A 20,530-nucleotide genomic window follows, 5' to 3' on the forward strand; every position below is an offset into this window, starting at 1 on the left:
CTTAGCCGGCGTGCGCGTGTTCTCGCATCTGCGCTTCGGCCCAGACCATGTCGTCATCGGTAATTTCGGTCGGCACGAGCCAGTACGCGGTTTCGTAAGGGATGACGGCGCCGATTTCGAAGGCGTGCCAAGCCTCGTTGTGGCTCAGCTCTGAAATCGCAGTCGCGCTGTAGTCGCTGACGAACCGCAGCACTTCGTCCAGCAGCGCACGATCTTCGTCCGACAAGCGGTTTGTCGTCGGTTCGCGTAGCGCCTGAAACGCGTATTTCGGCAAGCCGAAGTAGTTCTCCTGCGAAATGCGGATCGCGCCATCGCCGGCGAGCTCGTCAAGTCCCCAGGTCAGGTGTCGGGCGGTCGGGCCGAATTTTTGCTTGACGTAATCGACACCGGTCAACGGCTGCCCCTTGTCGATAAAGTGCAGCATATCCGCGAAGTATAGCGCCTTGTGGAGCTTTATCTTGCCAAAATCGTTGCCTGCATGCCGGCAGAGGTAGTGGACGACAGCCTTGAATTTCTCCCGATCGAATTCTGGCTTCATGGCGCCCTCCGGTCTAGTTGGAGTGAATCAGCAACTGAACAAAAGGGCAACGGCTAAGTTGTGACGCCCGCTTCCGTGCCGCCCGAGCCAAGTCCTTCCCGCCTCGCCCGCGATTCGCTCGTCGTCGGCGCGGCGACGATCCTGTCACGGCTGCTCGGCTTCGCGCGCGACGTGCTGATCGCCCGCCTGCTCGGTACCGGGCCGGTGGCGGATGCCTTCCTCGCGGCGCTGCGCCTGCCCAATCTGGTCCGCCGCGTGCTCGGCGAGGGCGGGCTGAACGCGCCCTTCGTGCCGCTCTACCTCTCGGTCAAGGCGCAGGACGGCGAGGCGGCGGCACGGCGCTTCGCCGGCGAGGCCGCGAGCCATCTTGGCCTGCTGCTGCTTCTCTTCGTCGCGCTGGCCGAGCTGTTCGCGCCCTGGGTGGTGCTCGGCCTTGCCGGCGGCTTCGCCGGCGAGCCCGATACGCTCGCCCTCGCCGCCTTCTACACTCGGCTGATGCTGCCCTTCGTGCTGTTGACGACGCTCGCGGCCCTGCTCGCGGCCCTGCTCAACGCGGAAGGGCGCTTCACCGTCGCGGCGCTGGCGCCGGCGCTGATGAATGCGATCCTGCTCGCGGTTCTCCTCGTCGAGCTCTTCCGCGGTGGGCCGAGCGAGCAGAGCGCCACACTCCTCGCCGCCTGCCTCAGCCTGAGCGGGCTCGCCCATCTCGCCTTGATCCTCGCTCCGCTGCGTCGGATCGGCGTGCTGCGCCCGAGCCTGCGCTGGTCGCCGGAAATGAAGCGGCTTGTCCGCACCGGCGGCGCGACCCTGCTCGCCGCATCCGCCGCGCAGCTCGTCCTCCTGGTCTCGACGCAGATCGCCTCGGCGGAGGCCGGCTCGGTCGCGGCGCTCTACTATGCCGATCGTGTCTTCCAGCTGCCGCTCTCCTTCTTCGGCGTGGCGATGGGCACGGTCGTGCTCTCGGCGATGGCGGGCGAGCAATCGCAGGTCGAGCATGACGCGCTGCTCGGCCGCGCTTTGGCGCTTGGCCTCGCGCTCGCCGCTCCCGCCGCGACGGCCCTGTTCCTGCTGGCGGAGCCGATCGTCTCGGTGCTGTTCGAGAACGGCCAGTTCGGTGCGGCCGATCGCATGCGCACTGCGGCCGCGCTTTCGGCCTTCGCCTTCGGCCTGCCCTTCGCGTTGGCGGCCAAGGTCTTCGGGCAGGTCTATTTCGTGCGCCGCCGGCCGCGCCTGCCCCTGCTTGCGGGCTTTGCCGCTGTGTTCGTCGCCGCCTGTGCCGGCTACGCCCTGCTCGGCTGGCGCGAGGCTGCCATGATCGGCGCGCTCGCCGCCAGCCTCGCCTTCCTCGTCCAGGCGCTGCTGCTCGCGGGCTTCCTGCTCCGGGACGGGCTGTGGCGACCCGACCGGGAGACGATTCGCACCATCCTCGCCATCCTGCTCGCGGCGGCGCTGATGGCGGCGGCGCTCGCTGTCCTGTTGCCGCAGTTGCTGCCCTGGCTCGCCCCTAGCCAGCACACGCTGATGCGCGCCGCGGCGCTGGCGGCGCTCTGCCTCGGCGGGGCCCTGGTCTATGGCCTCGCGGGCTGGATCCTCGGTGCTTTCGGCCCGCTGCTCTTGCGCCTTCGCGGCGCTTCCGTCAGAACGCCGCGTTCCTGAGCCGAAAATCCTCGGCTCGGGTCCGATAACGCCCCTGACGACGGAGCGCCCGATGGCTGCTTTCCTTCCCCGCGTCTTCTCCGGCATGCAGCCGACCTCGACGCTCCATCTCGGCAATTATCTCGGCGCCCTCGTGAACTGGGTGGCGATGCAGGAAACGCATGACTGCATCTATTGCGTCGTCGACATGCACGCGATCACGCCGTCCATGGACGTCTGGGGCGGTCCGGTCGAGCTGACCCGCGCCACCCGCGAGGTCGCCGCGGCCTATATCGCCGCCGGCGTCGACCCCAAGCGCAGCATCATCTTCAACCAGAGCCAGGTCTCGGGCCATGCCGAGCTTGCCTGGGTCTTCAACACGGTCGCCCGCCTCGGCTGGCTGAACCGCATGACCCAGTTCAAGGAGAAGGCCGGCAAGGACCGCGAGAACGTCTCGGTCGGGCTCTACGACTATCCCGTGCTGATGGCCGCCGACATCCTGCTCTACAAGGCGACGCATGTCCCCGTCGGCGAGGACCAGAAGCAGCATCTCGAGCTGACCCGCGACATCGCCCAGAAGTTCAACAACGACTTCGCCGAGCAGATTGCCAGGCTCGGCACCGGCACCGGCGATCTCGGCTTCTTCCCGCTGGCGGAACCGATGATCCAGGGCCCGGCGACCCGGGTGATGAGCCTGCGCGACGGCACCAAGAAGATGTCGAAATCCGATGCCTCGGATTTCTCGCGCATCAACCTGACCGACGATGCCGACACCATCGCCCAGAAGATCCGCAAGGCGAAGACCGATCCCGAGGCTCTGCCTTCCGAGGAAAAGGGGCTGGAGGGCCGGCCCGAGGCAGAGAATCTCGTCGGCATCTATGCCGGCCTCTCCGGCGCCAGTCGGGCGCAGGTCCTCGAGCAGTTCGGCGGCGGCCAGTTCTCGGGCTTCAAGGCTGCCCTGGTCGATCTTTCCGTGGCCAAGCTCGCGCCGATCGCCGCCGAGATGCGCCGGCTGCTCGCCGACCCCGGCCATGTCGACGCCATCCTGAGCGACGGTGCCGACCGCGCCGATGCGATCGCCGCGCCGATCATGCGCGACGTCAAGGATATCGTCGGCTTCGTCCGGCGCCGCTAGGCGATCTAGTCTTTGATTTGAAACGACTATTCTGCCCGGTCTCGACTGGCCGGGCAGAATGCGGCTCGGGCGGCGCGCCCGGCCGGGGCTTGCGCTGACCTTGCGGCGCCTGCCACGATATCAGGCTCTGGAAGCGGCGACAGGCGGCGGCAATGGTCAAGAGACGGCGGTCCTATGAGACGGGCCATCGCCCGAAATTCCTCGCGGTGGTGGACGACAGCCCGGAATGCGCCAAGGCGGTGCGCTTCGCGGCCCGGCGCTGCGCCCGTGTCGGCGCGACCATCGTGCTGCTCGGCGTGGTCACGCCGCCGGCCGAAGAGAACTGGCTCGGCGTCGGCGAGGTGATGCGGGCCGAGGCCGAGGCGGAAGCCGAGGCGCTGATCACCGCTGCTGCCGCTTCGGTGCGCTCGCTCGCCGGGCTCGAGCCCGAGAAGGTCGTGCGCACCGGTATCAAGGCCGACGAGATGGTCAAGCTGATCGAGGCCGACGAGGACATCTCGCTGCTGGTGCTCGCCGCCGGCACGGGCAGCGCCGGGCCGGGCCCGCTGGTCAGCGCGCTCGCCGGCAAGAGCGCCGGCACCTTCCCGATTCCGGTCGCCATCGTGCCCGGCCATCTCGCCGATGAGGAAATCGACGCCCTCGCCTGATCCGGCATGCCGGCGCGGCTGGAATGATTCCAGCGATGGGCCTATATCGGGAACAGGAACGGCGGCCTTGACCCGCCGGTGCCGGAGGTAAGATCGATGTTCATCCAGACTGAAGCCACGCCGAATCCCGCTACCCTGAAATTCCTGCCCGGCCGCAGCGTCTCGCCCGGAGGGCCGGTTGAATTGCGTGATCCCGCGCAGGCCGACCGCTCGCCGCTCGCCTCGCGCCTGTTCGGCGTCAAGGGCGTCTCGGCCGTGTTCTTCGGCTCCGACTTCATTACCGTGACCAAGGCGGAGGGCGAATGGCCGCATCTCAAGCCCGCCATCCTCGGCGCGATCATGGAGCACTACATGTCGGGCGCGCCGCTGATGGCGGACGGCGCCGCGGATGCCGGCCCGGAGGAGAGCGAGGAAGAGTTCTTCGCCGACGAGGACGCGCAGACCGTCGAGACCATCAAGGAGCTGCTCGAGACCCGCATCCGCCCCGCCGTCGCCGGCGATGGCGGCGACATCACCTTCCGCGGCTTCAAGGATGGCACCGTCTATCTCGCCATGAAGGGCTCCTGCTCGGGCTGCCCCTCCTCGACCGCGACGCTGAAGCACGGCATCCAGAACCTACTCCGGCACTTCCTGCCGCAGGTTCGCGAGGTCGAGGCGGTCTGAGGGCCGCTTCGCTTCGGTTTCCTCCAAACCTCCGGCGGTCATCCCGGCCGGAGCGCAGCGCAGAGCCGGGATCCATGCCTGAGCCTTCATCGGTGATGTCAGGGCATAGGTCCCGGGTCTTCCTTCGGTCGCCCGGGACGACCGGCCACGTTTCATGCCCGGTAGGCAACTAATGCGCATCCTCGCCATCGACACCGCGCTCGGCGCCTGCTCCGCCTGCGTGCTCGAGGCCGGCTCGGCGCAGCCCATCGCCATCGAGCAGGTGGCGATGGAGCGCGGCCATGCCGAAGCGCTTATGCCGATGATCGAGCGCGTGATGGGCAAGGTCGAGGGTGGCTTCTCCTCGCTCGACCGGGTCGCGGTCACCATCGGCCCCGGCAGCTATACCGGCTTGCGCGTCGGCATCAGCGCGGCTCGCGCCATCGCCTTCGCCGCCGGCATTCCGGCCGTCGGCGTCTCGACGCTGGCGGCTACCGCCGCCCCTCTGGTCGGGCGCGAGGGCGGCCGGGTGATCGCCGCCGCGCTTGATGCCAAGCATGGCCAGGTCTGGTTCCAGGCGCTGAATGCGCAAGGCAAGCAGCTGGTCTCGATCCGCCAGGTCAATCATCGCGATGCGGCCCGCGCCATCGGCGCCGGTCCGGTCTCGCTCGTCGGCTCGGCCGCGCTCGCCGTTGCCAACGAGGCCTGGGCGATCGGGCTCGATGCCGTGGTCGTCGACGATGCCAAGGCTCCCGACGTGATCTGGGTGGCGCGGCTCGGCATGATCGCCGATCCGCACAGCGCCCCGCCGCGCCCGCTCTATCTCAAGGAGCCGGAGACGACGCCGCAGGATCGCGCCCGCCTGCCGCGGCGTTGAGCATGGACTGGCTCGACCGCCTGCGCCGCCGCCGCGCGGCCCCGGCCCGAACGGGCCGGCTCGACACGGCCCAGGCGCGCCACGTCGCTGCCCTACATCATCAGGGCGGCTTTGCCCGGCTCTGGGATCCCGGCGAATGCGCGGCGCTCCTGGCCGATCCCTCAGTTCTTGCCGATGGCGTCTTCTCCGGCAGCGCCGCCGAGCCCTCCGGCTTCGTGATGTCGCGGATCGCCGCCGACGAGGCCGAGATCCTCAGCATCGTCGTGGCAAAGGGCAGCCGCCGCGGCGGCCTCGCCCAGGCGCTGCTGGCGGGCCATCTGGCAAGGCTCGCGGCGCAGGGCGTCGCCCGGCTCTTCCTCGAGGTCGAGGACGCCAATGCGGCGGCCGTCGGGCTCTACCGCCAGTTCGGCTTCGCCGAGGTCGGCCGGCGCGAGGGCTATTACCCGAAGCCCGACGGCAGCCGCGCCGCCGCGCTGGTGATGCGGCTCGACCTTGGCTGAGCTGCCCTGCCCCGGTGCCGGCAATGGACGAGCGGACGGGCGGAGACTATAGCCGGAACCCTGTGAGTGGAGCTTTGCGCAGAGAATGAACGGCCTGGGTCCCGGTGCGATGCTGCGCATGGCGCTGATCAGTCTCGGCACGCTCGTCCTGATCCCGCCGCAACTGGTCTCGATGCGGCTCGGACCCAGCCACGGCTTCCTGTTCACGCGACTGTTCCATCGGCTGGTCTGCCGTGGCCTTGGTGTCCGCGCCGTGATTCGCGGCAAGCCGCCCGGCCCCGGCGAGGGCGGGCTGATCGTCGCCAACCATGTCTCCTGGCTCGACATACCGGTGGTCGGGTCGCTGCGGCCGCTCTCCTTCGTCGCCAAGGCCGAGGTCGCGACCTGGCCGGTGATCGGCTGGCTCTCGACCTTGCAGCGCACCGTCTTCATCGATCGCAAGCGCCGCGGCGCCACGGCCGGCGTCGCCGCCGAGATGGGCCAGAGGCTCTCGGACGGGCAGGCGGTGGTGCTTTTCGCCGAGGGTACGACCGGTGACGGCACCCGTGTCCTGCCCTTGCGGTCCTCGCTGCTCGGCGCCGCGCACGAGGCGGTGCGCGGCGAGGGCGAGGCGGATGGCGAGGTGACGGTCTATCCGCTCTGCATCACCTATCTCGGCTATCACGGCCTGCCCGGCGGGCGGGCGGTGCGCTCGGGCCTCGCCTGGCATGGCGATACCGAGCTCGCGCCGCATCTGAAGTCGATCCTTGCGTCCGGGGCCGTCGATGTCGAGCTCGCCTGGGGCGAGCCGATCCGCATGGGCCGCAAACTCTCGCGCAAGGAAGCGACGCGGCTCGCCGAGATCGCCATCCGCCGCTCCCGGCAGGAAGCCGTCACCGGCCGGTCACGCGCTTGAGCAACTCTCCAAGAGGTTCGGCGGGGGCGGCCCGGATATTGCGTGGCTGCCTCCGGCGGCAGTATGATTCCCAAACTGTGGCCGGCTGGGGTAAGGAGACGGGATTGAGGTCGGATCCGCGTTGATGAAGAAAGTCCACATCAAGTCCTATGGCTGCCAGATGAACGTCTATGACGGGCAGCGCATGGCGGATGTCCTGGGCGCCGAGGGCTTTGAGGAAACCGCGACTCCCGACGATGCCGACCTGATTCTGCTCAACACCTGCCATATCCGCGAGCGCGCGGCACACAAGGTCTATACCGAGCTCGGCAAGCTGCGTGAGCTGAAGCAGGCTCGCAAGGCCGATGGCCGCGAGACCACTTTGGTGGTCGCCGGCTGCGTCGCCCAGGCCGAGGGTGCCGAGATCCAGCGCCGCCAGCCGGCGGTCGACCTCGTCGTCGGTCCGCAAGCCTATCACCGCCTGCCTGCCTTGCTGGCCGAGGCGCGCGCCAGCCGTGTCGTCGACACGGATCTGCCGCCGGACGACAAGTTCGGCCATCTGCCGGCGCCCAAGCCCGCGGCGATCCTCGCCCGTGGCATCTCGGCCTTCGTCACTGTGCAGGAAGGCTGCGACAAGTTCTGCGCCTTCTGCGTCGTGCCCTATACGCGCGGCGCCGAATTCTCGCGCCCGGTCGCGCAGGTGGTCGCCGAGGTCGAGCGTCTGGCCGAGGCCGGCGTGCAGGACGTCACCCTGCTCGGCCAGAACGTCAACGCCTATCATGGCGAAGGGCAGGACGGGCGGATCTGGGGGCTGGCGCGGCTGATGCACCGTCTCGCCGAGGTGCCGGGAATCGCCCGCATCCGCTACACCACCAGCCATCCGCGCGACATGGACGACGATCTGATCGCCGCCCATCGCGATCTGCCTCAGGTGATGCCCTTCCTGCATCTGCCGGTGCAGGCCGGCTCCGACCGAATCCTCGCGGCGATGAACCGCAAGCACACGGGCGACGAATACCGGCGGCTGATCGACAAGGTGCGTGCGGCCCGGCCCGACATCGCCCTGTCCTCGGATTTCATCGTCGGCTTCCCCGGCGAGAGCGATCACGATTTCGAGGAGACGCTGCGTCTCGTCGAGGATGTCCGCTTCGCCTCGGCCTATACGTTCAAGTACTCGCCGCGTCCGGGTACTCCCGCGGCGGAGCTCGAGACGCAAGTTGAGCCCGCGGTGATGGATGAGCGCCTGCAGCGCCTGCAGGCGCTGGTCGAGCGCCATCGCCAGGAGTTCAACCACGCCATGGTCGGCCGGACCGTCGAGGTGCTGCTCGAGCGTGCCGGGCGCCATCCCGGCCAGCTGGCGGGCAAGACCCCCTATCTCCAGGCGGTCCAGATCGAAACCGCGACGCATCGCATCGGCGAGCGCGTCATGGTGACGATCGAGCGCGCCGGCTCGAACTCGCTGTTCGGCCGTGCCGTGCCGCGGGAGCTGGCTGCCTGAGTGCGTATGCCTAGAAGTCGAGTCGGGTTTCGTCGCGTGCCTCTGCCTGCCCACGACCCCCGCTCCAGGAGAAGACACCTTTGGCCCAGGCCGATCCGATGAACCCGAGACCCGAACGCGGCCTTCGCCGCGACCCGCTGGCGCTCCGCGAGGAGGTGCCGGCGCGCGCCGGCCTGTCCGGCACGGAAGTGGTGCTGTCATTCGACGACAACCAGCTCGCGAGCCTGGTCTTCGGGCAATACGACCAGAATCTGGCGCATCTCGAGCGCCGGCTCGGTGTCGTCGTCAGCCCCAATGGCAACCACATCACCATCAAGGGGCCGCCGGATACCGCCGAGCAGGCGAGCCGCGTGCTGCGCACCCTCTATGCCCGCGCCAAGATCGGCGCTGCCGTCAATCTCGGCGAGGTCGACGGCGCGATCGAGGAGAGCAATGTGCAGCGCTCGCTCTTTCCGGCCGATAATGCCGGCAAGTCCGCCTTCGATGCCATCGTCACCCGCAAGCGTGGACCGGTGCGGGCCCGCAATGCGGCTCAGGACGCCTATCTGCGCCAGCTCAAGCGTCATGAGCTCGTCTTCGCCGAAGGCCCGGCCGGCACCGGCAAGACCTGGCTCGCGGTTGGTCATGCGGTCTCGCTGATCGAGCAGGGCGTGGTCGAGCGCATGGTGCTGTCGCGGCCGGCGGTCGAGGCCGGCGAGCGCCTTGGCTTCCTGCCGGGCGACATGCGCGAGAAGGTCGACCCATACCTCAGGCCGATCTACGACGCGCTCAACGATTTCATGGAGGCGCGCCATGTCGAGCGGGCCCTGCAGACGGGGATGATCGAGATCGCGCCGCTCGCCTTCATGCGCGGCCGCACCCTGACCAATGCGGTCGTGCTGCTCGACGAGGCGCAGAATGCGACATCCGTGCAGATGAAGATGTTCCTGACCCGCCTCGGCGAGGGCTCGCGCATGATCATCACCGGCGACCCCTCGCAGATCGACCTGCCGCCAGGCCAGCGCTCCGGCCTGGTCGAGGCGGTCAGGCTGCTCTCGGGCGTCGAGGGCGTCGGCCATGCCCGCTTCGAGGAGGGCGACGTCGTCCGCCATGAACTCGTGCGCCGCATCGTCATGGCCTATGAGGATGCCGCCAGGAAGGAACGCGACGAGCGCGAGGCCCGGCTCGCCAACCTGCCGCCGGCCGACGCCGGCCCGGTGGAAGGCGATGCCGACGGCCTGAAGCGCATGCTGTCGCGGGAGAGACCGCGATGAACGATCGACCTCGATCGCGGCGCGCCGCGCCGCGATCCGAGTTGCCGGCCTGTGGGCTGACGCTCGAACTGCGCCTGCAGTCGCGGCGCTGGCGCGAGCTTGGCGATCTCAGGCCGCGCATCGAGGCGGCGATCGCCGCCGGTCTCTCGGAAGCGCGCCTGCGGCCCCTCGAAGGGGCCGAACTCAGCCTGCTCCTGACCGACGACAAGCGCATCCGCGCCGTCAACCGCGACTGGCGCGGCTTCGACAAGCCGACCAATGTGCTCTCCTTCCCGGCCGTGCCGCCGGAGCGCGTCGCCTCAAGCCCGGTGCTCGGCGACATCGTGCTCGCCCTCGAGACGCTGACGCGCGAAGCCGAGGCCGAAGGCAAGAACCTTGGCGATCATCTCAGCCATCTCGTCATCCACGGCCTGCTGCATCTGCTCGGCGAGGATCACGAGACCGAGGCCGAAGCGCAGCGCATGGAGGCGATGGAGACCGCGGCGCTCGCCCGCCTCGGCATCGCCGATCCCTATGCCGGAACCGACCCCCACCCCACCGAGCCCGCTCCCGCGGCGGCTCCTCGCAAGAAGCAGTCTTCACCCGCGCCATGAGCGACGACCCTCGATCTAGCACCGCCTCCGAATCCGCCGGCCGCGGCCTGACCCATTGGCTCGGCCAGTTCCTCGACCGCCTCGGCCTGCGCCATGGCGGCTCGGTCCGCGAGGAGATCACCGAAGCCCTGGCGCAGGGGAGCGGTGAGATCGCCGATATCAGCCCGCAGGAGCGGGCCATGCTCTCCAATGTGCTCAGCCTGCGCGAGCGCCGCGTCGACGACGTCATGATCCCGCGCGCCGACATCATCGCGGTCTCGCTGGAGGCGACGCTGGCGAGCCTGCTCGCCTTGTTCCGCAGTGCCGGCCATTCCCGCCTGCCGGTCTATGGCGAGACCCTCGACGACCCCCGCGGCATGATCCACATCCGCGATTTCCTCGACTTCCTCGCCGCGCGCGCCAAGCCGGGTCGGGGCGGCGAGGGCGAGGCGGTGCCCGATCTCGGCGCCGTCGATCTCTCGGTGACCCTGGCGCAGGCGGCGATCCTGCGGCCGGTGCTCTACGTCCCGCCCTCCATGCCGGCCGTCGACCTCCTGGTCCGGATGCAGGCGACGCGGACCCATATCGCGCTGGTGATCGACGAATATGGCGGCACCGACGGTCTGGTCTCGATCGAGGACCTGATCGAGATCGTCGTCGGCGACATCGAGGACGAGCACGACCATGACGAGGCGCCGACCATCGCGCCCGCCGGCGAGAACCGCTTCATCGCCGATGCGCGGGCGACGCTGGAGGATCTGAACGAGGCGACCGGCATCGATCTTTCGAGCGCCGAGGTCGCCGAGGAGGTCGACACGCTCGGCGGCCTGATCGTCACCCTGGCCGGCCGCGTGCCGGCGCGCGGCGAATTGATCAAGGGGCCGGAAGGCCTCGAATTCGAGGTGCTCGACGCCGACCCCCGCCGCGTCAAGCGCCTGCGGATCCATCGCCGCGACGAGGTCGCGGCCGGTGAGGCCACCGCTCCGGAAGCCCCATGACGGCATTGGCGGCTCTGGCCGATCGCGTCATCCTCGCCTGGGGCTGGCCGAAGCGCCTGATCGCGCTGGCGGCGGGCGCGAGCGGCGCGCTGGCCCTGGCGCCGCTGGATCTCTGGCCGCTCGTCGTCGTGCCGATGACCATTGCCGTCTGGCTGATCGACGGCGCGGTCGCGGACAGCCGCGCCGGCCGCTTCCGTGCCGCGGCGCTCGCCGGCTGGTGTTGGGGTTTCGGCTTCCATCTCGCCGGCCTGTGGTGGCTCGGCGCCGCCTTCCTGGTCGAGGCTGACAAGTTCGCCTGGGCGATGCCGCTCGGCGTCGTCGCGTTGCCTGCCTTCCTGGCGCTGTTCCCGGCGCTCGGCTTCGGCGTGGCCCGGTTGCTCTGGCCGTCGGGAGCGGGACGCATTCTCGTGCTCGCGGCGATGCTGGCGCTGAGCGAGTGGCTGCGCGGCCATGTGCTTACCGGCTTTCCCTGGAACGTCTACGGCATGATGCTGGCGGGGCCGGAATGGTTGGCGCAGAGCTCCTCGCTGATCGGGCTCTACGGCTTGACGCTGCTCGCAGTGGCGATCGGGGCGGCGCCGGCGACTCTTGGCACCGGCGAGACCGCGCGGGCGCGCTGGCAGCCATTGGGGCTCGCCGTCGCCGCGCTCGCCGCCATGGTCGCCTTCGGCGCTTGGCGCGTACCTTCCGAGCCTGTCGCAGCGGTCAATGGCGTGAAGCTGCGCCTGATGCAGCCCAATCTCCCGCAGGACGCCAAGTTCAGCCCGAGTAACAGCGAGATGATTCTGGCGCGCTATCTCGCGCTCAGCGACCGGGCGACCGGTCCGCGCACGCTCGGCGTGCAGGACGTCACGCATCTGATCTGGCCGGAATCGGCTTTTCCCTTCCTATTAGGGCGTACCCCGCAGGCGCTGGCGCGGATCGCGGCGCTCCTGCCGCCGGGGGCGACCCTGATCACCGGGGCGGCGCGCGCCGGTGAGACCCTGCCGGGCGAGAGCCGTCCGCCGATCTATAATTCGATCCAGATCGTCGATGACGAAGGTGTGATCACCGGCAGTTACGACAAGGTGCACCTCGTGCCCTTCGGCGAATACCTGCCGCCTTTTCTCGAGCGGCTGATCCGCGCCGTCGGCCTGTCCGAGTTCGTTTCCGTGCCCGGCGGCTTCGCTGCCGGCACGCGGCGCACGCCGCTGCAGGTGCGTGGCCTGCCGCCCGCGGCTGCGCTGATCTGCTACGAGGTCGTCTTTCCGGGCGAGGCGATGCCGAGCGGCCCGCGCCCCGGATACATCCTGAATCTGACCAATGATGGCTGGTTTGGCCATACGAGCGGACCCTATCAGCATCTGGCCCAGGCGCGGTTGCGGGCTGTCGAGGAAGGCCTGCCCCTGATCCGCGTCGCCAATACCGGGATCTCGGCCGTCGTCGACGGCTATGGCCGCATCCGCGCTTCGCTGGCTCTGGGCGAGACCGGAGTGCTCGATGCGACCCTGCCCAAGGCTGGTCCGGCTACTCTCTATTCGCGGTTCGGGGATGTTTTTTTTGCATGCCTGATTGTAACATCGCTCTTGCTTGGGCTATGGCCACGTCGGAAGTGATCCCATCTGGAACTTTCCCGCGGATCGAACCGTGCTAAAGAGGTATCGTTGCGGGAGCTAAGCGTCGTTCCATCCGGACGGTGCGAGGAATGACGGAACGCGAGGCCGACGGCACCGATGCTGAAGAAAGTCCCCAACCCGATCGATCGCCATGTCGGTGCCCGCGTGCGCATGCGCCGCATGCTCGCCGGCGTCAGCCAGGAAAAGCTCGGCGAGGCGCTTGGACTGACCTTTCAGCAGGTCCAGAAATACGAGAAGGGCGCCAACCGGATCAGCGCCAGCCGTCTGCAGCAGATCGCCCAGATGCTCGAGGTTCCGGTTTCCTTCTTCTTCGAGGGTGCGCCGAGCGGTGACACACCTGAAGGCGGTTTCTCGGACATGGCCGCGACGACCTATGTCTCGGACTTCCTCGCCACCAGCGAAGGCGTCCAGCTGACCAAGGCCTTCGTCAAGATCAAGAGCAGCCGGGTTCGCCGCCGCATTGTCGACCTCGTCGAGGCATTGGCGGAAGAAGCCGAAGAAAAGGCCTGATCCCGCGTTTCAGCGTTCGCCTCATCGAACGATCGACCTCTCAAAACAATTTCCGGCCTTGACGGCGAACGTTTCCGCTGCAAAGACGCTGCGCGTTTTTGCAAGCCTGCCGGCCTATGCCTGCGGTCGCCTTCCCGCCATAAAGGATTTCTGTCCGTGTCACGCCAGAACTACCTCTTCACCAGCGAGTCCGTCGGCGAAGGCCATCCGGATAAGGTTTGCGACCGGATTTCCGACGAGGTCGTCGATCTGTTCTTCAAGGAAGCCGCCAAGGCGGGCATGGATGCGGCGCAGGTCCGCGTCGCCTGCGAGACGCTGGCGACCACCAACCGCGTCGTGATCGCCGGCGAGGTCCGCACCTCGCTCGACGAGAAGGCGATGAAGAGCAAGGTCAAGTCGGCGGCCCGCAAGGCGATCCGCGCGATCGGCTACGAGCAGGACGGCTTCCACTGGAAGAAGTGCAAGATCGACGTGCTGCTGCATGCCCAGTCCGCCGACATCGCCCAGGGCGTCGACGCCTCCGGCAACAAGGACGAGGGCGCCGGCGACCAGGGCATCATGTTCGGCTATGCCTGCCGCGAGACCCCGGAGCTGATGCCGGCGCCGATCTACTACGCCCACAAGATCCTCGAGGTCCTGGCCAAGGCCCGCCATTCGGGCGAAGGCGCCGCCGCCAAGCTCGGCCCCGACGCCAAGAGCCAGGTCACCGTCAAGTACGAGAACGGCAAGCCGGTCGGCGTCACCCAGATCGTGCTCTCGACCCAGCATCTCGACGACAAGCTGTCCTCGGCCGATGTCCGCAAGATCGTCGAGCCCTATATCCGTCAGACCCTGCCCGATGGCTGGATCTCCAAGGACACCGTCTGGCACGTCAACCCGACCGGCAAGTTCGTGATCGGCGGCCCTGACGGCGACGCCGGCCTGACCGGCCGCAAGATCATCGTCGACACCTATGGCGGCGCGGCGCCCCATGGCGGCGGCGCCTTCTCGGGCAAGGACCCGACCAAGGTCGACCGTTCGGCCGCCTATGCGGCGCGCTATCTCGCCAAGAACGTCGTCGCGGCCAAGCTCGCCGACCGCTGCACGATCCAGCTCTCCTACGCCATCGGCGTCGCCAAGCCGCTGTCGATCTATGTCGACCTGCACGGGACCGGCAAGGTCGACGAGGCCAAGCTCGAAGCGGTTCTCGGCGAGGTCATGGACCTGACGCCGCGTGGCATCCGCACCCATCTCAACCTGAACAAGCCGATCTACGCCAAGTCGGCCGCCTATGGCCATTTCGGCCGCAAGGCCGGCCGCGACGGCAGCTTCTCCTGGGAGAAGACCGATCTGGTCGACACGCTGAAGAAGGCCGTCGCCTGATATCGGCCTCGGGATACCCGATCACGATGGCCGGGGCGTTGCGCCCCGGCCATTTTCTTTAGACCGGAGAGCGGACGGGGCGGGGTGCGACAGCTGCAGCCGGCGCTTCGCGTGAACCCTGCTCCGATACCGAGGCGATGGCGATGACAGATCAGCACGATCCCGACCGGGCCTTCTTCGGCCGGCGCAAGGGCAAGGGCCTGCGCGAAGGTCAGGCCGGCCGGATCGCGGAAGTGTTGCCGCGGCTGCGTCTGCCGGAGGGCGAGATCGGCGATCTCACCGCCCTGTTTCCGGTTCCCGTCGAGGCCGTGCGCCTCGAGATCGGCTTCGGCGGCGGCGAGCATCTGCTGCACCGGATGCGCGAGAGCCCGCAGATCGGCTTCATCGGCTGCGAGCCCTTCATCAACGGCATGGCGAAGTTCCTCGCGGTGATTGAGCGCGAGGGCCTGCGCAATATCCGGCTCTGGGATGGCGACGCCGCCCTGATGCTGCCGCGCCTGCCCGCGGGCAGCCTCGATGCCACCGACCTGCTGTACCCCGACCCGTGGCCGAAGCGGCGCCAGCGCAAGCGGCGCTTCGTCTCCGAGCGGACGCTGGCCCTGCTGGCGCGAGCGCTGCGGCCGGGCGGACGCTTCCGCTTCGCCAGCGATATCGACGACTATGTCGGCTGGACGCTGGCGCGGCTTATGGCCTCGCCCGATTTCGACTGGGCCGACGAGAATGCCGACGACTGGCGCCAGCCCTATCCGGGCTGGATCCGCACCCGCTACGAGGCCAAGGCGGTGAGGGAGGGGCGCGTTCCCAGCTATCTCACGGCGTTCCGTCGCGCATCCTGAGGAAGCCGAGAACGCGTTGGGCGGTGGTCGGGGTCAGGTTGCGGAAGCTGAGCCTCGCCCGCTCCAGCACTGGCGCCGACTTGCCGTCGCCCTTGCGCAGGCCGATCAGCGCCTTGGCGGTCTCCCAGGACCAGCCCATGCCTCGCGCGACCAGGAGGACGGCCTCGCGATCCGGCCCGAACACGATGTGCTCGGTCGCGGGCAGCGAGAGTCCGGCGAGCACCGCGACGCCGCAGATCGCGTGCTCGCCCGCGCCTGAGGTCGCGTATTGCGCGACGACGGTCTCGTCGAGTTTTCCGGCCTCGTTCAGGCCCTTGATATCGGCAAGCGCCACGCCGAACTTGCCGAGATCGCCGTTGATCTCGGCCTCTGTCGACACGGTCTCGGCACTGCGCTCGATCGCTCCGGCGACAGCGCCCGCCATGGCCGGCTCGAGCGAGGCCTCGAGGCGGCGCCGCGCCGAGTTCTTGGCAGCGGCCAGCAACTGCTCGGCGAGGTCGGCCGGCAGGTCGTCCCGCGTGCCCAGCGTCGCCTGCAGGGCGTCGTCCTGGGCCGCCCGCATCACGAGAACGCCCATGCCATGGCGCGAGAAGCGGGCGCTGGGGTTCGCCGCGACCGCATGGGTGACGACGCGGCCGCCGCGCAGGATCAGGAAATCGGTGACCGGCTCTCCCAGTTCCGGGCGCTCGGTGATGGCGAGCATGTGGTCGCGGCCCTTGGCGGCCGAGATCGCGACGAGGTCGTTGTCGCTGAGGCGCGGCGAGGCGACGAGGACCGGCCGCGCCACCGCGATCTCGTCGAGCGCGAGCTGGCGCACGACGCCGCTCGGCGCGTTCGGCACCTCCGAGAGCCGCTCCGACAATTCGATGCGGGCGCGCAGCTCGATCGCCCGGGCGAGGCGGCCGATGACGACGTCGAAGACGCTGATCTGGTCCTCGGCCATGCCGGTGGCCGTGCTCAGGAAGAGGTCGGTCAGCCTCGCCAGGATCGTGGCACGCTCCTCGCTCGAGCCGCGTGCCATCGTGGTTTCGAGGTCGCGCAGCAGCGCTCCGACGGGACTCATCAACGCAACCTCTTCACCAGAACGGGCGAGAGGCTAGCAGGCAAGAATGACCAGCCGGTTAGCGGAAACCGAGAAACGGCCATCGACCGCCTCGCAACTTGCAAGATCGCCCGAACAGGACTAGATAGGGCGCCAACAGCTCTGGTTTCGGTGTAAGCCGGCGATCAAGAGCGGGCCCACCGGCCCGCTCTTTTTTGTTGGCCGAAGCCGTCCAGGCGTAGCGGTCGCCATCGGCGCCGCAGGCGAGATGATGGCGAGCCGGGCAATGGGCGAGCAGGGCATGCAGGATCAGGAACAGCGGATCGTCGTCGAGACGGGTGTCGCCGCGCGCGTCGCGACGATCGTCGAGCCGGCGATCGCCGATATCGGCTATCGCCTCGTCCGCGTCCGCATCACCGCCCAGAACGGCTGCACCTTGCAGATCATGGCCGAGCGTCCGGACGGCACGATGACCGTCGAGGGCTGCGAGGCCGTCAGCCAGGCGGTCTCGCCGGCGCTCGATGTCGACGACCCGATCCAGGCGGCGTATCATCTCGAGGTGTCCTCGCCGGGCATCGACCGGCCGCTGGTCCGCCCCGGCGATTTCGAGCGCTGGGCCGGCCATCTCGCCAAGATCGATACCGGCGAGCCGGTTGCTGGCCGCAAGCGCTTCCGCGGCATCCTGCGCGGCGTCAGCGGCGGCGACGCCCTGCTGACCCGTGACGACGCGAAGTCCGAGGAAGAGCGCGATGTCGCGATCCCGATGCGGCTGATCGCCGAGGCGCGGCTGGTTTTGACCGACGCCCTCGTCACAGAGTCGCTCCGCCGCGGAAAGTCCGGCCTGCCGCCGGAAATGCCGCCGGCCGATGAGATCGCGATGCCGGCGCCCGGGCGCGGCAAATCGCTGGGACCGCGCGACCCGAAGGCCCGCAAGCCGGCCAAGGGCGCCAAGGGTGGCAAGCCGTCTCCCGAGCAGAACCGAGAAGAAGAGGAGTGAGTGCAATGGCTGTCAGCGCCAACAGGCTCGAACTGCTGCAGATCGCGGACGCCGTCGCTCGCGAGAAGTCGATCGACCGCCAGATCGTGATCGACGCGATGCAGGACGCCATCGCCAAGGCGGCGCGCTCGCGCTACGGCGCCGAGACCGACGTCCATGCCGAGATCAACACCAAGTCCGGCGAGTTGCGCCTGGCGCGCCATCTCCAGGTCGTCGACCTCGTCGAGAACGGCGCCACCGAGATCACCGTCGACGAGGCCAAGCGCCACAACCCGGCCGCCCAGGTCGGCGACGTCATCGCCGACCCGCTGCCGCCCTTCGATTTCGGCCGCATCGCCGCCCAGTCGGCCAAGCAGGTCATCGTGCAGAAGGTGCGCGAGGCCGAGCGCGACCGTCAGTATGACGAGTACAAGGACCGCATCGGCGAGATCGTCAACGGCGCGGTGAAGCGCGTCGAATACGGCAACGTCTTCGTCGATCTCGGCCGCGGCGAGGCGATCATCCGCCGCGACGAGATGATCCCGCGCGAGACCTTCAAGGTCGGCGATCGCGCCCGCGCCTATGTCTACGACGTGCGCCGCGAGCCGCGCGGCCCGCAGATCTTCCTTTCGCGTACCCACCCGCAGTTCATGGCCAAGCTCTTCGGCCAGGAAGTGCCGGAAATCTATGACGGGATTGTCGAAGTCAAAGCCGTTGCCCGCGACCCGGGTTCGCGCGCCAAGATCGCCGTGATCTCGCGCGATTCCTCGATCGACCCGGTCGGCGCCTGCGTCGGCATGCGCGGCTCGCGCGTGCAGGCCGTGGTCGGCGAGCTCCAGGGCGAGAAGATCGACATCATCCCGTGGTCGCCGGACGTCGCGACCTTCGTCGTCAACGCGCTGCAGCCGGCGGAAGTCGCCAAGGTCGTGCTCGACGAGGAAGCCGACAAGATCGAGGTCGTGGTGCCGGACGAGCAGCTCTCGCTCGCCATCGGCCGCCGTGGCCAGAACGTTCGCCTCGCCTCGCAGCTCACCGGCTGGGACATCGACATCCTGACCGAGGCCGAGGAATCCGAGCGTCGCCAGAAGGAATTCGTGCAGCGCACGGAGATCTTCATGAACGCGCTCAATGTCGACGAAACGGTCGGCCAGCTCCTCGCCTCGGAAGGCTTCCGCTCGGTCGAGGAAGTTGCCTATGTCGAGCCGTCCGAGCTCTCCTCGATCGAGGGCTTCGACGAGGACACTGCGGCCGAGATCCAGACGCGCGCCCAGGACTATCTCGCCGCGGTCGAGGCCGAGTTCGACGAGAAGCGTCGCGCGCTCGGCGTCGAGGACGAGTTGCGAGAGGTCGAGGGCGTTACCACCGCGATGATGGTCGCGCTCGGCGAGAACGACGTGAAGAGCGTCGAGGACCTCGCCGGCTGCGCCACCGACGATCTCGTCGGCTGGACCGAGCGCAAGGATGGCGAGACCCCCCGCCATTCCGGCTATCTCGACGGCTTCGACCTGTCGCGTCAGGACGCCGAGGCGATGGTGATGGCCGCGCGCATCAAGGCCGGCTGGGTCGAGGCGCCGGAGCCGGCTCCCGAGACCGACGCCGAGGAAGAGGCGCAGGCCTGAGGACGAGAGCCTGAGCACGAAGGCCGCAGACCGCGCCATGGCGCCGCGGGCCGGACGCGAGGGCCGGGCGGACAAGGCCCAGGAGCGGACCTGCGTGGTGACGCGCCAGGCCCGTGCGCCCGAGGACCTGATCCGCTTCGTCGTCGGGCCGGGCGACATATTGGTGCCCGATCTTCGGCGTAAGTTGCCGGGACGTGGCGTCTGGGTCGGCCTCAGCGCCGCTGCGGTCGGCCTGGCGGTCAAGCGCAAGGCGTTCGAGCGCTCGCTGAAGCAGAAGGTCGTGGTTTCGGCGACGCTGGCCGAGGAGATCGACGCGCTGATGGTGCGCGACGCGATCCAGGCACTCGCCATGGCCAACAAGGCCGGCCTCGTCTCGACCGGCTTTGGCAAGGTCGAGACGCTCGCCGGCTCGGGCCAGGCCGCGGCGATCATCGCCGCGAGCGACGGCGCGGAGGACGGCAAGCGCAAGATCGGGCAGGCCCTGCACCGGGCCGCCACGGCCCGCGCCGAGGCCGGGCTGAAGCCGCGCAATATCCCGGTTGTCGCGATTTTCGCGGCGGCCGAACTGGAACTGGCGTTAGGGCGTGAGCATGTGATACATGCAGCCCTTGTTCCGGGACCGGCGACCGAGGGCTTCCTCTCGCGCTGGCGTCGGCTCGTCCGCTTTCGGACGGACGATGCTGGCGGGGCGCCGTCTATCGACCCGGCGGAATCCGACGCTGCAGATCAAACGAAGACCGAACCGGCAGGACCGAAAGCGGAATGACTGACACCAAGAACCCGGGCGACAAGACCTTGAGCGTGACGCCTCCCAAGACGTTGTCGCTGAAGCGGCCTGTCGAACAGAGCACGGTTCGGCAGAGCTTCTCGCATGGGCGTTCGAAGCAGGTCGTCGTCGAGGTCAAGCGCCGCGTCGGCGGCCATGAGCCCGCCGCTCCGGCGCCGGTCACGCGCGCTCCGCAGCCGCCGTCGGCTCCTGTCCCGCCGCGCCCGCAGCCGGCCCCTGCTCGGCCGGCCGGCGGCATGCTCCTGCGCACGCTTTCGGACGACGAGAAGGATGCGCGTCTGCGCGCCCTGACCGATGCCCGCGCCAGCGAGGCCGAAGCCCGCGCCCGCGCCGAGGAAGAGGCGCGCCAGCGCGCCGCCCGCGAGGAGCGCGAGCGTGCCGAGCGCGAGGCCGCCCTGGCGCGCCAGCGCGAGGAAGAGGAGCGCAAGCGCCAGGAGGAGGAGCGCAAGCGCCGGGCCGACACCGCCATGCGCCAGCGCGAGGAAACCGCCGCGCCGCGTCCGGCTGCGCCGCCTGCTGCCCCGGCCCCTTCGGCGCCGGCCGCGCCCCCGGCTTCGCCCGCACCTGCCGCTGCCGCCCCCTATGCTTCGTCGCCGCGCCCGGCGCCGAAGGG

At 68.9% G+C, this 20,530-nt stretch carries 21 protein-coding genes; 19 read left to right on the plus strand and 2 right to left on the minus strand.

The genetic code is table 11. The features are described 5' to 3' along the window. Nucleotide 1: 1 nt before the first annotated feature. Nucleotides 2-538, minus strand: a complete 537-nt coding sequence (locus RKE40_RS17185) for a Panacea domain-containing protein (protein WP_316019449.1) — start codon at nt 536-538, stop codon at nt 2-4. Nucleotides 539-598: 60 nt separating this feature from the next. Between RKE40_RS17185 and murJ the strand changes: the two genes are divergently transcribed. From murJ to trmB, 15 genes are all read left to right on the plus strand, one after another. Next, nucleotides 599-2,194, plus strand: coding sequence for a murein biosynthesis integral membrane protein MurJ (murJ, locus tag RKE40_RS17190; RefSeq protein ID WP_316019450.1), 1,596 nt, complete (start codon nt 599-601; stop codon nt 2,192-2,194). A gap of 52 nt (nt 2,195-2,246) precedes the next feature. Next, nucleotides 2,247-3,308, plus strand: coding sequence for a tryptophan--tRNA ligase (trpS, locus tag RKE40_RS17195; protein WP_316019451.1), 1,062 nt, complete (start codon nt 2,247-2,249; stop codon nt 3,306-3,308). Between the two features lie 152 nt (nt 3,309-3,460). After that, complete coding sequence (locus RKE40_RS17200) at nt 3,461-3,955, plus strand: universal stress protein (RefSeq protein ID WP_316019452.1); 495 nt, start codon at nt 3,461-3,463, stop codon at nt 3,953-3,955. Between the two features lie 96 nt (nt 3,956-4,051). Continuing rightward, entirely contained in the window at nt 4,052-4,618 is a 567-nt protein-coding gene (locus RKE40_RS17205) for a NifU family protein (RefSeq protein ID WP_316019453.1), read from the plus strand. Nucleotides 4,619-4,790: 172 nt separating this feature from the next. Beyond that, nucleotides 4,791-5,474, plus strand: a complete 684-nt coding sequence (tsaB, locus tag RKE40_RS17210; protein ID WP_316019454.1) for a tRNA (adenosine(37)-N6)-threonylcarbamoyltransferase complex dimerization subunit type 1 TsaB — start codon at nt 4,791-4,793, stop codon at nt 5,472-5,474. 2 nt (nt 5,475-5,476) lie between these two features. Next, complete coding sequence (locus tag RKE40_RS17215) at nt 5,477-5,974, plus strand: GNAT family N-acetyltransferase (RefSeq protein ID WP_316019455.1); 498 nt, start codon at nt 5,477-5,479, stop codon at nt 5,972-5,974. A gap of 85 nt (nt 5,975-6,059) precedes the next feature. Continuing rightward, nucleotides 6,060-6,869, plus strand: coding sequence for a lysophospholipid acyltransferase family protein (locus tag RKE40_RS17220; RefSeq protein ID WP_316019456.1), 810 nt, complete (start codon nt 6,060-6,062; stop codon nt 6,867-6,869). Nucleotides 6,870-6,993: 124 nt separating this feature from the next. Continuing rightward, nucleotides 6,994-8,346, plus strand: a complete 1,353-nt coding sequence (miaB, locus tag RKE40_RS17225; protein ID WP_316019457.1) for a tRNA (N6-isopentenyl adenosine(37)-C2)-methylthiotransferase MiaB — start codon at nt 6,994-6,996, stop codon at nt 8,344-8,346. Nucleotides 8,347-8,444: 98 nt separating this feature from the next. Then, nucleotides 8,445-9,599: a PhoH family protein gene (locus RKE40_RS17230; protein ID WP_316019458.1), complete on the plus strand. Its 1,155-nt coding sequence runs from the start codon at nt 8,445-8,447 to the stop codon at nt 9,597-9,599. Further along, a complete protein-coding gene (gene ybeY, locus RKE40_RS17235; RefSeq protein WP_316019459.1) occupies nt 9,596-10,192 on the plus strand; it encodes an rRNA maturation RNase YbeY in 597 nt (198 codons plus the stop codon). The genes RKE40_RS17230 and ybeY overlap by 4 nt, the downstream gene beginning before the upstream one ends. Next, nucleotides 10,189-11,169, plus strand: coding sequence for a hemolysin family protein (locus RKE40_RS17240; RefSeq protein ID WP_316019460.1), 981 nt, complete (start codon nt 10,189-10,191; stop codon nt 11,167-11,169). Before ybeY ends, RKE40_RS17240 begins: the two co-directional genes overlap by 4 nt. Beyond that, complete coding sequence (gene lnt / locus RKE40_RS17245) at nt 11,166-12,764, plus strand: apolipoprotein N-acyltransferase (RefSeq protein WP_316019461.1); 1,599 nt, start codon at nt 11,166-11,168, stop codon at nt 12,762-12,764. Before RKE40_RS17240 ends, lnt begins: the two co-directional genes overlap by 4 nt. A gap of 117 nt (nt 12,765-12,881) precedes the next feature. Then, nucleotides 12,882-13,295 carry a helix-turn-helix domain-containing protein gene (locus RKE40_RS17250; protein ID WP_316019462.1) on the plus strand — a complete coding sequence of 138 codons (414 nt, stop codon included), beginning with the start codon at nt 12,882-12,884 and terminating at the stop codon, nt 13,293-13,295. 156 nt (nt 13,296-13,451) lie between these two features. Then, nucleotides 13,452-14,657 (plus strand): methionine adenosyltransferase, encoded by a 1,206-nt coding sequence (metK, locus tag RKE40_RS17255; protein WP_316019463.1) that lies wholly within the window; start codon nt 13,452-13,454, stop codon nt 14,655-14,657. Between the two features lie 143 nt (nt 14,658-14,800). Then, nucleotides 14,801-15,493 carry a tRNA (guanine(46)-N(7))-methyltransferase TrmB gene (gene trmB / locus RKE40_RS17260; RefSeq protein ID WP_316019464.1) on the plus strand — a complete coding sequence of 231 codons (693 nt, stop codon included), beginning with the start codon at nt 14,801-14,803 and terminating at the stop codon, nt 15,491-15,493. On the opposite strand, the gene RKE40_RS17265 is transcribed toward trmB, so the two are convergent. Continuing rightward, complete coding sequence (locus RKE40_RS17265) at nt 15,468-16,556, minus strand: DUF2336 domain-containing protein (RefSeq protein ID WP_316019465.1); 1,089 nt, start codon at nt 16,554-16,556, stop codon at nt 15,468-15,470. The genes trmB and RKE40_RS17265 overlap by 26 nt on opposite strands. Before the next feature lie 250 nt (nt 16,557-16,806). On the opposite strand from RKE40_RS17265, the gene rimP reads away from it, so the two are divergent. The 4 genes from rimP to RKE40_RS17285 all read left to right on the plus strand — a co-directional run. Next, nucleotides 16,807-17,532: a ribosome maturation factor RimP gene (gene rimP, locus RKE40_RS17270; protein WP_316019466.1), complete on the plus strand. Its 726-nt coding sequence runs from the start codon at nt 16,807-16,809 to the stop codon at nt 17,530-17,532. Nucleotides 17,533-17,537: 5 nt separating this feature from the next. Beyond that, the gene (gene nusA, locus RKE40_RS17275) at nt 17,538-19,130 is read left to right on the plus strand and encodes a transcription termination factor NusA (RefSeq protein WP_316019467.1); all 1,593 of its coding nucleotides are present in this window, start codon (nt 17,538-17,540) and stop codon (nt 19,128-19,130) included. Between the two features lie 37 nt (nt 19,131-19,167). Continuing rightward, complete coding sequence (locus RKE40_RS17280) at nt 19,168-19,896, plus strand: RNA-binding protein (RefSeq protein ID WP_316019468.1); 729 nt, start codon at nt 19,168-19,170, stop codon at nt 19,894-19,896. After that, nucleotides 19,893-20,530 (plus strand): translation initiation factor IF-2 associated domain-containing protein (locus RKE40_RS17285; RefSeq protein WP_316019469.1); only part of this gene is annotated, 638 nt, incomplete at its 3' end. The genes RKE40_RS17280 and RKE40_RS17285, both read left to right, overlap by 4 nt.

The sequence above is a fragment of the Allobosea rubneri genome (assembly GCF_032464875.1).
Lineage (GTDB): Bacteria > Pseudomonadota > Alphaproteobacteria > Rhizobiales > Beijerinckiaceae > Allobosea > Allobosea rubneri.

Bases quoted from the DNA above. Each gene is read 5' to 3' on its own strand.
- RKE40_RS17185 (WP_316019449.1), bottom strand. From the start codon at position 538: ATGAAGCCAGAATTCGATCGGGAGAAATTCAAGGCTGTCGTCCACTAC.
- trpS (WP_316019451.1), top strand. From the start codon at position 2,247: ATGGCTGCTTTCCTTCCCCGCGTCTTCTCCGGCATGCAGCCGACCTCG.
- RKE40_RS17200 (WP_316019452.1), top strand. From the start codon at position 3,461: ATGGTCAAGAGACGGCGGTCCTATGAGACGGGCCATCGCCCGAAATTC.
- RKE40_RS17205 (WP_316019453.1), top strand. From the start codon at position 4,052: ATGTTCATCCAGACTGAAGCCACGCCGAATCCCGCTACCCTGAAATTC.
- tsaB (WP_316019454.1), top strand. From the start codon at position 4,791: ATGCGCATCCTCGCCATCGACACCGCGCTCGGCGCCTGCTCCGCCTGC.
- RKE40_RS17215 (WP_316019455.1), top strand. From the start codon at position 5,477: ATGGACTGGCTCGACCGCCTGCGCCGCCGCCGCGCGGCCCCGGCCCGA.
- RKE40_RS17220 (WP_316019456.1), top strand. From the start codon at position 6,060: ATGAACGGCCTGGGTCCCGGTGCGATGCTGCGCATGGCGCTGATCAGT.
- miaB (WP_316019457.1), top strand. From the start codon at position 6,994: ATGAAGAAAGTCCACATCAAGTCCTATGGCTGCCAGATGAACGTCTAT.
- RKE40_RS17230 (WP_316019458.1), top strand. From the start codon at position 8,445: ATGAACCCGAGACCCGAACGCGGCCTTCGCCGCGACCCGCTGGCGCTC.
- ybeY (WP_316019459.1), top strand. From the start codon at position 9,596: ATGAACGATCGACCTCGATCGCGGCGCGCCGCGCCGCGATCCGAGTTG.
- RKE40_RS17240 (WP_316019460.1), top strand. From the start codon at position 10,189: ATGAGCGACGACCCTCGATCTAGCACCGCCTCCGAATCCGCCGGCCGC.
- lnt (WP_316019461.1), top strand. From the start codon at position 11,166: ATGACGGCATTGGCGGCTCTGGCCGATCGCGTCATCCTCGCCTGGGGC.
- RKE40_RS17250 (WP_316019462.1), top strand. From the start codon at position 12,882: ATGCTGAAGAAAGTCCCCAACCCGATCGATCGCCATGTCGGTGCCCGC.
- trmB (WP_316019464.1), top strand. From the start codon at position 14,801: ATGACAGATCAGCACGATCCCGACCGGGCCTTCTTCGGCCGGCGCAAG.
- RKE40_RS17265 (WP_316019465.1), bottom strand. From the start codon at position 16,556: ATGAGTCCCGTCGGAGCGCTGCTGCGCGACCTCGAAACCACGATGGCA.
- rimP (WP_316019466.1), top strand. From the start codon at position 16,807: ATGGCGAGCCGGGCAATGGGCGAGCAGGGCATGCAGGATCAGGAACAG.
- nusA (WP_316019467.1), top strand. From the start codon at position 17,538: ATGGCTGTCAGCGCCAACAGGCTCGAACTGCTGCAGATCGCGGACGCC.
- RKE40_RS17280 (WP_316019468.1), top strand. From the start codon at position 19,168: ATGGCGCCGCGGGCCGGACGCGAGGGCCGGGCGGACAAGGCCCAGGAG.